Origin of the sequence: Nonomuraea sp. PA05, from assembly GCF_008086045.1 — a bacterium.
GTDB classification, from domain to species: Bacteria; Actinomycetota; Actinomycetes; order Streptosporangiales; family Streptosporangiaceae; genus Nonomuraea; species Nonomuraea monospora.
Map to the genome: position 1 here is coordinate 249402 of NZ_VSEY01000012.1, position 13353 is coordinate 262754.

Genomic DNA, 13353 nt, shown 5'->3' on the forward strand with positions numbered 1-13353 from the left:
GAAACACATGAACAATTCCGACGAAGAGCGTTTCGCTGAATGTCTGACGGCGTACGCGGCCCGCGACTACGGAGGCTGCGCCGCAGCCGCCAGACGCGACGACCCACGATGGGAGCCGCCGAGCCACCTCGTCTTCCGGCAACTGATGCCGATCTGCGTCTACCGCCTGGGCCAAGGAGCCGACCTCGATCAGCGGCGGCTCCCGATCCTGTACTCCCTTCCCGACCCCTGGGAGAGAAAGCTGCTGCAGCTCACGTTCGGCATGGCCGATCTGGAGACGGTCCAGCAGTCCGCGACGGACGACGAGCGGCGTTGCCAGGCGCTCTACTACGCCGGCGCCAGGCTCCTCACGGTCGGCGACTCCGCCACGGCCAGGGAACGCCTGCTCGATTGCCTGAGCCAGGGCGTGGACTGCGCTGAGGCACGACTTGCCGAGATCGACCTGGCCGAGCTCGACCTCGACGATCAGCCGGATCTGGCGGGGCAACGGGCTGACGTCCTCCTCGCCCGCGCGGAGGCATCGATCGCCGAGGGCCGGTGCGACGCGGCGATCGACGAGGCCAGGCAGGCGTCCCGGCTCGCGGGCGAGGACGTCGTCCGCCGCACGCGAGGGCTGCGCCTTCAACTGCATGCGCTCGCCGCGGCCGGCCGGCTCGCCGAAGCGATGGAGCTGATGCCCACAGCGCTCGGAAGCGGATCCGAGCACTTACAGGAGGACGATCCTGAACTGGCGCAGCTTCTGATCATCGACGCCCATCTCCACAACAAGGTCGGCGACCTCGACGAGGCGAACCGGCTCTACCAGGCAGCGGCCGACAGCCTGGACCGGTCACCAGGGCATCGAGCGGAAAGGGCCGCCGCCCTGCACGGACTGGCCAGGATCGCGTTGCGGCAACGTCGTCCGGAACGGGCAGAGCTCCTGTTCCAGCAGGCTTTCGACGGAGTCGAGGACCTTGACGACGACGCCGGGCTCGGTGCCGCCGCGCTCGTCGACCTGGCGGACGTCCGCGGCGCACGAGGCGATCACGAAGCCGAGGAGCGGTTGCATCTGCAGGCTCTGGACCGGCAGCGCGAACGATACGGGGAGGACCATCACCTGTTCGCCCAGACTCTGAGCGCCCTCGGGCGCCTGCGCCTGGCGCAGGGCCGTTTCGCCGAGGCCGAGCGGCTCCTCACCCGCGCCGCCGACATCCAGGCACGCGTGCTGGACCGCCTCCACCCGGACATGCTCACCACGTTCGCGGTGCTGCTTGAGCTGTACGAGGCGACCGATCAGCACAAGGCCATCGAAGACCTGCCGAAGCGCATTCTGACCAGCGGGGAGACGTCATGGCAAGACGACATCCCCATCCCACACCCGCTGCCCGAGCTGACGCCGACGTTCCAGCTCCTGGAATCGTTCCTGCCGGAGACGGCGAAGCGCCCCCAGGCCGTCGGCGGCGCGCCCGGCCAGTGGTCGCCCGACGATCAGCGGCTGTTCGGCACCATCGCCGCCGAGTTCGCCGAAGGCGATCACGGCGCGTGCGTACGGGACGCGATCCAGCTCAACGCACGGGCGGCGACACACGAGACCCTGCAACTGTTCCTGATGTGCCAGACGCTGGACACCGCCCCCGGCGACGCGGCAGCGCCGATCTCCCAGCCCATCTTCACGGAGCTGCCCGCGCAGATCGCCAACCCGTGGTACTCGGCGCTCGTTGCCCTGACACTTGGCCGGACCGGCCCTCAGGAGGTCGCGCGGCTGGCCGACGACGACGAGAAGTCCTGCCAGCTGCTCTTCTACACCGCGCAGCGGCGGATGAGCGAGGGGCACGTCCAGGAGGCGCTGCACGGCCTGCTCGACTGTGCGCGCGCCGGCGTGCCGTGCTTCGAGACATGGATGGCGGCCCGTCTGCTGCGGGCCGCGCCACGCGGGTCCGACCGTGCCGTGGCCGCCCAGGTGCGGGAGCTCAACCGGACGACGGTGCGCCTGCTCGTGGAGGCGTCCTTCGCGACGGCGCTGGGCCCGGCGCAGGCCGCCTGGCGGCTGGCGGACGGTCTGGAGGTCAACTCGCCCGAGCGGACCTCCAGCCACTACCACCTGGCCGTGGCCGTCTACAGGACAGGCGACCGCGACCGCGCCGGAGCGCTGCTACGCGATCTGGTGACGCAGGCGAGACAGGCGCCAGGTCGTGACCACGTCGCCGTGGCCAGGGCCCTCGGCGTTCTGGGCGTGATCCACACCGACCTTGCCCGGTACCCGCAGGCGATCTCCGTTCTGCGTGACGCGCTCGCGGAGAATCAGCTCGCCGAACGGCCGGACGACGCTCTGGGCGCACAGATCCAAGCCGATCTCGCCGAGGTCCATCGGGAGATGAGGGACCTTCCCACCGCGATCCGGCTCTGCCAGGAGGCGGTGGAGGCCCAACGGACCGCTCTGGGAGGACGGCATCCCGACCATGCCCGCACACTCGGCCATCTCGGCCTCCTGTACGCGGAGACCGGTGACGCGCAGCGCGCCGAGGCGTTGCTCACTGAGTCGGGTGAGATCCTCCGGGACGAGTTGCCGCCCCACCATCCCGACATCACGGCCAACGCCCGGGCTCTGGCCCAGGTGTACACGCTCCAGGGCCGGCTCGGCGAGGCGGAGCACGTGTTGCGGCAGGTGTCACGCAGCGATGAGAGCGCCACCCATGAGGACGCGCTGTGCCTTGCCGGCCTGGGCAACGTGACTGTCCTGCGCGGTCGCCTCGGCGAGGCGCGGCGCTTCTTCCAGGAGAGCCGCTCGATCCTCGAACGGGTTGCCGGCCCGCTGCATCCGGACTGTGTCACCGTCACGCTCTGCCTGGCGATGGTGACCGCGTGGGAAGGCGATCCGCGCAGCGCCCTCGACCTGGCCAAGCAGTCCGAGGAGGGAACCTCTCGCCTGCTGCTCGACGTGTTCACGATCGCCGCCGAGCGGCAGCGGCTGCAGTTGCTGGAAAACGTGCACGCGCGGCTGTCCGTCCTGCTGTCCCTGGTCGGTGCCGCGGGAAGGCCGGACCAGGCGGTCGCGGACGCGTTCGACCTGGTCCTGCGCCGCAAGGGCATCGACGACGAGGTGCAACGCGCCTGGCGTGCGGGCATCGACGACGAGGGCGGACCGGAGCTGCGGCCGAAGATCGAGCAGTTACGCTCGTTGCAGGCGAAGATCGCCGGCGGGACGTTGAGCGGGCCCGGACCCGAGGGCCGCGAGGCTCACAGCGCGGTTCTCACCGGCTGGCGTCAGGAAAAGGAACGGCTGGAGGCCGAGCTGGCCGGCGCCGTGCCTCGGCTGCGCCTGGAGCAGCGGCTGTCGAGCTTGAGCGGGCAGCAGGTCATGGCGCTGCTTCCGCAGGACTCCGCGCTGGTGGAGTTCGTCCGCTTCCAAGTGCTGCCGGACACCCCGCCCGAGACGGGCGCGTCCCGGCTTCCGGACCGGCACCGCTACTGGGCGTTCGTGCTGCGGCGGCACGCGGGTCTCAGGCTGGTCGATCTCGGCGACGCCGACGAGATCGACCGCCTGGTCGCGACCTACCGGCAGGCGATCCTCACGATCGACGGTGCCCGCGATGCTCCGCCTCCCCCTCGGCCCGGCGAAGCTCGTGACCTCCGGCCGCTCGTGGCGGCGCCGGCGCGGCAGAGCGAGCTCGCCGCGGGTCTGAGCCTGCGATCCGCCGTCTTCGATCCGTTGCGCGCGGCACTCGGCGACGACCGGATCCTGTTCCTCTGCCCGGACGGCGATCTGTCCCGGCTTCCCTGGGAGGTGCTCCCCCTCGGCCCGGACCGGCGCCTCACCGACGAGTACGCGATCAGCTACCTCGGCACGGCACACGACCTGGTCCGGCTATCGGCGTCCGTGGCACAGGAGCCCAAGGCGCCGCTGGTCGTCGCGGACCCGGACTTCTGGTGGCAGTCCACCGCCGACCCGTCCCAGGAACAGGCGGCGGACCGGGGGTCACCGGCCGCCCACGACCTGCGGCGGCTGAACATGCAGTTCGCGGCGCTGCCGGGCGCGGCGGCGGAAGGTGAGAAGGTCGCGAAGCTGCTGGGTGTCAAGGCCGTCACAGGCAGGGACGCCAACGAGGGGACCGTCAGATCGTGCCGGCGCCCGGCGATCCTGCACCTTGCCACGCACGGCTTCTCCCTGCCCGGCCCTGGAGGTGAGGACAGGCCGGAGCCGTCGTTGACGAGCGGCTTCGCGGAGCTGCCGGAAGGGTTCGGCCGGTTGTCGAACGCGAGCGTGAGCCCGTTCCTGCGCTCCGGGCTCGCGCTGGCCGGAGCCAACACCTGGCTGGCGGGCGGTGTGCTGCCGGCCGAGGCGGAGGACGGCATCCTCACGGCGGAGGAAGTCTCGGGGATGGATCTGGACGGCACCAGGCTGGTCGTCCTGTCCGCCTGCAAGACCGCCCTGGGCGCGCAACATCCCGTCGAAGGGGTGCTGGGCCTGCGCCGCGCGTTCACCCTCGCCGGTGCGCGCACGGTGGTGACGAGCCTGTGGCAGGTGCCCGACACGGAGACCCGGCAATTGATGGAGATGTTCTACGAGCGGCTGATGGCGGGGCTGAGCCCGGCGGACGCGCTGCGTGCGGCGCAGTTGAAGCTGCGCGGCAGCCATCCTGAGCCGTTCTTCTGGGGCGCGTTCGTCTGCCACGGCGATCCGGGCACGCCGAGAGGATCCTCATGACGTCCGGCGGGGACTACGAGGTACTGAGAGCGCGCGCCGATGACGCGCTCTCCGGGGCAGACGCCGCCGAAGCCGTGCGGGCGACGGCTGAAGCCCTGGCCTGGTGCAGGGAGCGCCTGCCTGCCAGTGGCGCCGAGCTCGTGCCGGCCCTGGTGCGTCATGCCCGGGCCATGTCGATGACGAGCCAGATGGGCTCCGCGACCGAGTTCGGGTACGAGCTGCTCTTCGACGAGGCGCTCGCCATCCTCCGCGCAGGTCGGGGAGGGCAGGATGAGGCCGTGGCCGCGGTCCTGTGGACGTACGCCCAGTGCCTGCGCCGTCTCCGACCTGCCAAGTGCGTGACGACTCTCGGGGAGCGGCTCGGGCTCCTGCGGGCGCTGCGCGGGCCGTCCCATCCCGACGTGGCGGCGGCCGAGTGCGAGCTCGCGGGAGAGCTGCGCCAGCAGCGACGGCACCAGGAGGCGTCCGCCCACTACCGGCGATCGCTGCGCATCTGGTCGCTGCATCCACCTGACAGGTGGGGATTGATGGCCGCGGAGGGGCTGGGACACCTGGCCGAGCTGGCCGGTGATCTCGGCACGGCCGCCGACGCCTACGCCCAGGCCGTGCTGACCGCCCGGGCGCTGGGCGACGATCAGGTCGGGACCTACCTGGTGGCCGGCGCGAGAGTGGCGGCCGGACGCGGCGAAGACGCCCTGCCGCGGTTCGAGGAGGCGCTGGCGGAGCAGCGCGCGGCGCTGGGAGACGCCCATCCCGACGTGGCGGCCACCAGGATGTGCATCGCCCTGGCCACGAGCGGCGAGCGGGCTCTGCGCGCCACGCGAGAAGCCTTGTGCGCCGCCGGCGCGTGGCTCGAGTCGGGCGGGGCCACGACGGTGGACGACCAGCGGCGCCGCGATCTGATCAAGACCTTCGGCCGGTACGCCGAACACTACCTGTCATGGTGGACGGCGAGCCGGTCAACTCCGGCAGAGGCCCTGATGGCAGAGCCCCTGATGGCAGAGCCCCTGATGGCAGAGGCCCTGGCGGTGGCGACCTGGCGGCGCCGGCTGCCTCATCTGCTGTGGTCCCCCTGGCGGCTACCAGGCACGCACCATCCCGGCGAGGCCGAGCTCAACGCCGTGACGGCGCGGATCGCTCACCGCCTGCAGGAGCGGTACCAGACAGCGGGCAGGCGGCCGGGCGCGGCGGCAGCCGGGCCGGCCTGGATGGGGCACGTCACCGAGTTGCCTGCCCTGGAAGGCAGGCAGGCCGAGTTGGAGACCCTCCTCCGGCGGGAGTGCCGGCCCGGCGTGCTGGCCCGGCCCCTGGCGTCCACCGCCGTGGCCGCCGCTCGCCGGGCGCTGGCCGCCGACGAGCGACTGGTGGACATCATGAGCGTCGAAGGACGGTACGTAGCGTTCGTGGCGGGACCGCTGGACGGGCAGACCGCCGTCATCGACCTGGGCCCTGCTGCGCGGATCGATCAGGAGGCGCTGCGCGCCAGAGTCACGCTCGAAGGGCCGGACCGGGCGATGGCCTTTCGAGATCTCGAGCCCGTGCGGGCCGCCCCCGCCGGTGACCTCCGAGCCCTGGCTCAGCTCTTGGTGGCGCCTTTGCTGCCCGCCCTGACGGGGTGCCGGCGCATCCGGATGGTTCTGGACGGGCCGTTGCTGCACGTGCCCTTCGGCGTTCTGCCGGTGGACACCGCTGGAAACCCGCTGCTGACCGTGTTCGCCCTCGACTACCTGGTCACAGCCGACGATCTGGCCACGGACGGCGGTCCCCGTGAGGAGTCGGGGCCGGAGCTGGTCATGGCCGCCCCCGACTACGACCTCGGCAGTGTGGAGCCCGGGCAGACGGGTTTCCTCTTCGGACCGCTCGACGGCACCGCTGGAGAGGCCGACGGCATCGCCTGCTTCCTCGGGCCGCGGGCGGTCGTTCTGCGCGGTGACGAGGCGTTGAAGGGACGGCTGCGCGAGACCCGGTCCCCTAGGCTGCTGCACCTGGCGACGCACGGCTATGTGCTGTCCGGCATGAGCGAGGCGGCGGCCCGGGAGACGGATCGCCGCCTGCGTGGCACCACGAGCGAGCTGACAGGGCGCTTCGTCAACCTCCGCCGCCACCTCAGCCTGCGTAGCGGCCTCGCGCTCGCCGGCGCCAACATGTGGCTGGCGCACGGCGTTCCCGGCTCTGGGGCGGAGACGGGGATCTTCACCGTGGCAGACGTCAGCGCTCTGGACCTGTCAGGCACCGCGCTGGTGGTCCTGTCTGCGTGCGACACCGGTGTCGGGGACCTCGACGCGGTCGACGGTCACATCAGTCTCCGGGCAGCGTTCCTGCGATCCGGGGCCGGAGCGGTGGTGGCGAGCCTGTGGAAGGTGCCGGATCTGCCCACCCGCGACCTCATGATCCGTTTCTACACATTGCTGGACCAGGGACATCAGCCGGCTGACGCCCTGCGCACCGCTCAGCTGGAACGTCACGCGGCCGGAGAGCCGGTGCTGAACTGGGGCGCGTTCGTGTGTTACCTCGGCACCCAGCGACATGAAGGCCATGGATGTGAGCTCAGAACTGGGGGGAAATCATGACAAGGGCTGCGAAGATCGCTGCCATCCAGGCGCAACGCGCCACAAGTGCGGCAGCAGCAGAAGAAATGGAGCGGCGGCTCGCTTCACTGGCCGAAGGGCTCTCCCGCCTGGAGGACATCAGAGCCGACATGGTCACGCGGGTCGAGGACGACGCGAGGGACCAGCTGAGCGCACTCGCGGAGCCGCTGAAGGATCTCATGCTCGGCGTGCGCAGGGAACGGGCCGAACTCGAGCGCGTCCTGGCCAGGCTCCGCCGGACCACCCTGAACATCGGTGTCGTGGGCCGGGCCGGCCAGGGCAAGAGCAGGCTCCTGCAGAGCCTCACCGGCCTGACGACCAGAGAGATTCCCGACGGCAGCGGCGGGTTCTGCACGGGCGTGCCGAGCGTCGTCAGGCATGCGCCAGGGACCAGCACGTACGCGGACGTGTTCTTCCACACCGAGCAGTCCTTCCTGCACGAGGTCGTGGCGCCCTACTTCGAACGCCTCCGCCTCGGCCGCTCCCCGGTGTCGCTGGAGGACTTCGCCGGCCCGCTGCCACCGCTCGACAGGGACGGCCAGGAGGACATCGCGCGCAAGGAAAGCGCCTACACCCATCTGTCGTCTTTCCGCACCACGCTGACCGAATACCGGCGATGGCTGGGGACGTCCTCCCCGCATCGCATCACCGCGGACCAGATCCGCGAGTTCGTCGCCCAGGACGACCCGGACGGAAACCGTCGCTACCATGCCTTCCGCGCGGTGCGCCGTGTCCACATCACCACCGCCTTTCCCCACGACGACCTCGGCGGCATCGGCACGATCGACCTCCCGGGGCTCGGCGACACCAACCTCGGTGACTCCCGGCTGCTGTTGAGCGCGCTCAGCGACGACGTGGACGTGGTGCTGTTCGTCCGGCGGCCCTCCCCCGAGCGGGACGCCATCCAGGACACCGACATCGACCTGTATGACCTGGCACAGAGCGCGCTGCCGGACATCCCCATGGAGAAACGCTCGTTCTTGCTGCTCAACCATCGGCGCAGCGTCGATCAGGACAACCTGAGCAACGCCAGGTTGTTCCGCGACCAGATCCCCGGCTCAGCGATCAAGGTGGCCGGCACCGACATCGTGGACTGCTCCGACGCCGAGGCCGTCGCCGCGGCGTTCGAGCCCGTGGTCGACTACCTGCTCACGCACGTCGGCGAGCTCGACCGCATGCTGCTGCGAGCGCGCAGGCGGACCATGGCGGAGTTGCGCCGCCAGATCACCCTCCTGATCAGCCAGGCGCGCCGGCTCGACGCGCTCGCCCAGCCGGCGAGTATGTGGTTCCCCGCCTTCCAGTCCCTGTTCAAGCAGGCGCACACCAGCCTGTCCGCCGAGCTCGACCAGTTGGTCGACCGGCTGAGGGAGGAACGAGGGCTGCGCGACACGGCCTTCAGCCAGAGCGTGCGAGCCGTGCTCACGCTGGCCCGCACTGACGACGGCATTCCCTCGCCGGAGGACATCAGGACCAGGTTCGCCGTGGAGGGCACCCGGCAGGCCGCCTACAGTCACCTGCTGGACGAGACGCGTGCCCATCTGTCCAGGCACTTCCTTGGCCTGCACGACGGGTTGCGCGAATGCGTCGAGCAGATGCACGAGGACGTGGCGGTCCTGCTCGCGCGTGCGGGCGGCCTCGCACCGCTGAGCGGCGAGCAAGGCAGGCAGTTCCTGCTGGACGTGGCGGAGCGGATCCCGCCGGCCCTGAGGCGGGGCCGGCCGAGCGAGATCCAGTACGCGCTCACCATGCTCACCGAGTTCGAGCTGAACTACCGCGGCTTCGTCCAGCACCGCATCCGGCCGTGCCTCGACGGCTTGCACGGCGACTCACCGGCCATGGCGTTGCCGTCGGACGGCACCCTGGTGGACGAGAAGACCTTGCGGGAGATGCTGCGGATCTCCTACGAGGAGGCGCTGGATCGCTGCGACACGGCCCTCGACGGGCTGACCACGGAGCCGAACGGCGCGGTCTTCGCCATCGTCGAGGAGTTCCGCGACCGCGTTCTGCGCGCGGAGGGCAGCACGGACGAGTGGCGCGCCTTCTACCAGGACATCAGGGCAGAGCTGTGGAGCGGCACATTCTCCGCCCTGGCCGAACAGGCCGGCCATCTGAGGGTGTGGGACGAGGCCGTACAGGCCCTGACCTCGCTCCTCGACCAGGACCACGATGAGGAGGAGAAGTGAGCGAGAAGCCAGCCAGGCGGCAACGCCTCAGCAGCGCCCCTTGGCGGAAGATCACCGGCCGGATCGGGCAGGACGCGATCATCGACGTCACCATGCTGGGCTCGATCGGGGTGGGCAAGACCACGTTACTGGCCTCGATGTACGAACGGTTCGGGCAGGTGATCGGCACCACCGACCTTCAGGTGACACCCACTGACCGTAAGACCTCGGTGAGTCTGCAGGGCTACATCGAAGACCTCCGGCGCATCGCGGATGGCCTGCGGGTGCAGGGCGGCATCCAGGGCACCGGTGAGCTGCGGGACTACGCCTTCGACGTCGGCCGCAAGGGCCGCGCCCCTCTCTTCAAACTCCGATTCACCGACTATCCCGGAAAATATCTACTTAATCCGGATAATTCAGATGACGAAAAGCTCCAGCGTGCACTCGAACGCGCTCACGTCATCCTGGTGGCGATCGACGCCGCCGCGCTCCTCGAACGCAACGGCCGTTATCACAACCTCATCAACATTCCCCAGATCGTCACCGACGAGATCAAGCGCATGCTGCAGGTGAGAATGGATCGGCTGATCATTCTCGCCCCGCTCAAATGTGAGACCTATGTGGAGAAACCGCCCGGCGCGCAGGAGCTCAAGGCCAAGATAATCGACGAATATCGGACGCTGCTCAACTACATCGGCTCCGGGGAGCTCCGCGAGCGTGTGGGGTGTGTGATCACCCCCGTGCAGACGGTGGGCTCGGTGGTGTTCCACCGGCTGGAGGAGGACCCGCAACACCTCAACCCCGTCTTCGAATTCCGGGTGAAGGCCGTCGGCGCACGGTATGCGCCGCTCCACACCGACCAGCTCCTGCGCTACGCGCTGCGGTTCGTGGTCAACAAGTATCGCGACAGCGACCATCGCGGCGTCATGCGGGCGTGGTGGGAACGTGCCATGGGGACGGACGCCGCCATGGTCGAGGCCGCACGGGAGTTCGCCGCCGGCTGCAAGAGCGACGACGGCTTCGGCGTCCTGCAGAGCCATCCCTACCTGGACGGACAATGACATGGGCGCCCGCTGGTTGGTGCAGACGCGCGGGCCGGGCGCCACGGAGGACTACCGATGGGTACCCGTCGGGCACAAGAACCTCAAGGCGCTGCGGCTTCTCGAGAAGGGGTGGCGGAAGGGCTCGTCGTTCCTCACCCTGCTCGACGACGAGCGACCTGGCCTGCTGCTGTACCGTTTCCGGAGCGAAGGGCTGCTCCTGCTGATCACCGGCCTCATCCCAGCGGGTCGGCCGGTCGACTCACGCAAACGCGCCATCCGGGTCAACGTGCTCGGCTGTACCCACGACAGCGCGGACCGGCTCGCCACCGACTCCACTGACAGCGCCGATGACGGCACCGACGCCATCCTCGCCATCGCCTGCGCGGCCCTGCGTGGCGACCTCTCCGACCGGCTGCCGGTGGTCTACGGCTCGGACGGCGGGTCCGGCTTCGCCTTGGAGCCGGAGGACTGGAACGACATGCTGGAGGACGTCAAGGGCGGGCCCACGTCGTCCGATACGTCGCCCGCGCGCGGGCCCCGCGTCGACAACGACACGGAGACGGCGCGTGCGCGCGTGGCCGGCGAACTCGCGGCCGTCCACAGCCAGGGGACGCTGGACCGGCTGTCCGGCACGCTGCTGGTCCTGCGCACAGGGGTCCTCAGCCGACGCCAGTCCGAGGCTCTGGGAGCATGGCGGGTGCTGGTCGACATCCTGCCCGACGAGCAGGAGCCCGCGGAGCAGAACCTGTTCAGCCAGTTCAGGGACCTCAGGAACCGGCTCGGTATCCCTCTGTTCCTCGGCCTGGTCGCGTTGGCGGTGGTCGTCGCCGCGATCGTGGCGAACCTGCCGATGTGGGACACACCGCCGGGCAGCCCAGCCACCAGCCCAGCCACCAGCCCGACCGCGAGCACGCCCCTGAGACCGCCCTCGACCACCGGCAGATGACTCAGCGCGTGTCGGCGAGGTCGTTGGCGGCCACGTAGCCGAAGGTCATGGCGGGGCCGATGGTCGAGCCCGAGCCCGCGTAGCTGTGGCCCATGACGGCTCCGCTGGCGTTGCCGGCGGCGTACAGGCCGGGGATGACCGAGCCGTCCGCGCGCAGCACCCGCGCGCGGGCGTCCGTGCGCATCCCGCCCTTCGTGCCGAGATCGCCCGGGACGATCCTGAACGCGTAGAAGGGCGCCAGCCACAGCGGGGCCAGGCACGGGTTCGGCCTGACCAGCGGGTCGGCGTAGTAGCGGTCATAGGCGCTGTCGCCGCGGTGGAAGTCGAGGTCCCTGCCGGTGACGGCGAAGCCGTTGAACCGGTTGATCGTGCCGCGCAGCGCGGCCTGGGGCACGCCGATCTTGACGGCCAGTTGCTCGACGGTCCAGGCCTTGTAGGCTGCGTCGCTGTCGAACCAGGCGTCCGGTAGCGGCAGGAGCGGGGCGACGTCCCGGAACAGGTACTTGTTGCGGTAGTTCTGGTCGACGATCAGCCAGGCGGGGATGTGCGGGGCGCCGGAGCCGTTGCGGTCGTACATGACGTGCACGACGTCGCTGTAGGGGGCGCCCTCGTTGACGAAGCGCACGCCGTTGCCGTTGACCAGGACGCAGCCGGGCAGGGTGCGTTCGGCCAGGCAGAAGTACGGCTCGCCGGGCAGCGGGATGGAGGGGCCCCACCAGGCGTCGTCCATCAGGTCGAGCGCGGCGCCGGCCCGCTCGCCGGCCGCGATGCCGTCGCCGGTGTTCGCCTCGGCGCCCACGGTCCAGCTCGTGCCGATGGGCTGGCGCTGGAAGCGGGCGCGCATGGCCGCGTTGTGCTCGAACCCGCCGGAGCCGACGATCACGCCGCGCCGCGCCCTGACGGGGCCCGACGGGGTGAGGACGCCGGTGACCCTGCCGCCCTCCACGATCAGGTCGAGCAGCGGGGTGTTCAGCAGCACCGGGACGCCGGCGGCCAGCAGCCCGGCGCGCAGGCCGGCCGCCAGCGACTGGCCCATGGTCAGTGGCTTCTCGCCGCGCAGCGCCGCCTCGGTGCCCCGCAGCAGGGCCGCGGCGCTCACCTCCAGGCCCTTCGGGTTGACGGCGGCCAGCGTCAGCCACTTGTAGTCGGCGCTGTAGACGACCATGCCGGCGGGGGTGGGGATGTACGGGCCGTTCAGCCGGGTCAGCTCGGCGCCGAGAATGTTGCCGTCGAGCTGCGCGGGCTCGATGGAGCGGCCGTTCGGCATGCCGCCGGGCAGCTCCGGATAGTAGTCGGAGTAGCCGTCCATGAAGCGGAAGCGCAGGGGGCTGTTGCGCATCACGAACGAGAGCATCGCGGGGCCCGCTGCCAGGAACGCCTGCTGACGTTCGATCGGCACGGTGCCGCCGACGACGCGGGCCAGGTAGGTGGCGGCCTTGGCGGGGGTGTCCTGGACGCCGGCGGCGAGGATGACCTCGTTGTTGGGGATCCAGATGCCGGCGCCGGAGCGGGCGGCCGAGCCGCCGAACGTGGGGGCCTTCTCGATCACGACGGTGCTCAGGCCGCGCTTGGCCGCCGTCAGCGCCGCCGTCATCCCGGCGGCGCCGGCGCCGATCACCACGACGTCGTACTCGGCCGCTGCCGCCTGGGCGGGGGCGGGGCCCAGCGCGGCGCCCGCCATCAGGGCGCCGCCGGTTACGGCGGCGCCGCGTAACAACGCGCGGCGGCTCTGGCCGTGAGGGGTCAGAGCGTTCGTCGGTATCGTTGAGTCAGCCATCGACCAAGCATGCGCTTGGTTGTTATGCGCGTCAATGGCGCGATCAGGCGACACCCGGCGACAGCGCGGGCAGGGCAAGATCGGGCGCCCTCTCACCACCCGGCCCGGATGCCGCCCAGCACGGCACTGCACCACGCGGCACAGGACGCACAG

General features: G+C 70.5%; 6 protein-coding genes. 5 read left to right on the plus strand and 1 reads right to left on the minus strand.

Going from position 1 to position 13353, the window contains the following annotated elements:
- The first annotated feature begins 7 nt into the window (after positions 1–7).
- The 5 genes from FXF51_RS20890 to FXF51_RS20910 all read left to right on the plus strand — a co-directional run bounded on the left by FXF51_RS20890 (position 8) and on the right by FXF51_RS20910 (position 11423).
- Positions 8–4684, plus strand: coding sequence for a CHAT domain-containing tetratricopeptide repeat protein (locus FXF51_RS20890; RefSeq protein WP_148436191.1), 4677 nt, complete (start codon positions 8–10; stop codon positions 4682–4684).
- Positions 4681–7254: a CHAT domain-containing protein gene (locus FXF51_RS20895; protein ID WP_148436192.1), complete on the plus strand. Its 2574-nt coding sequence runs from the start codon at positions 4681–4683 to the stop codon at positions 7252–7254. The genes FXF51_RS20890 and FXF51_RS20895 overlap by 4 nt, the downstream gene beginning before the upstream one ends.
- 65 nt (positions 7255–7319) lie before the next feature.
- Entirely contained in the window at positions 7320–9455 is a 2136-nt protein-coding gene (locus tag FXF51_RS20900) for a hypothetical protein (protein WP_187414474.1), read from the plus strand.
- Positions 9452–10495 carry a TRAFAC clade GTPase domain-containing protein gene (locus FXF51_RS20905; protein ID WP_148436194.1) on the plus strand — a complete coding sequence of 348 codons (1044 nt, stop codon included), beginning with the start codon at positions 9452–9454 and terminating at the stop codon, positions 10493–10495. Before FXF51_RS20900 ends, FXF51_RS20905 begins: the two co-directional genes overlap by 4 nt.
- A gap of 1 nt (position 10496) precedes the next feature.
- Complete coding sequence (locus tag FXF51_RS20910; RefSeq protein WP_148436195.1) at positions 10497–11423, plus strand: hypothetical protein; 927 nt, start codon at positions 10497–10499, stop codon at positions 11421–11423.
- 1 nt (position 11424) lies between these two features.
- Here FXF51_RS20910 and kstD read toward each other — a convergent pair whose 3' ends face one another.
- Positions 11425–13200 (minus strand): 3-oxosteroid 1-dehydrogenase, encoded by a 1776-nt coding sequence (gene kstD / locus FXF51_RS20915; RefSeq protein WP_187414475.1) that lies wholly within the window; start codon positions 13198–13200, stop codon positions 11425–11427.
- Between the last annotated feature and the right edge of the window lie 153 nt (positions 13201–13353).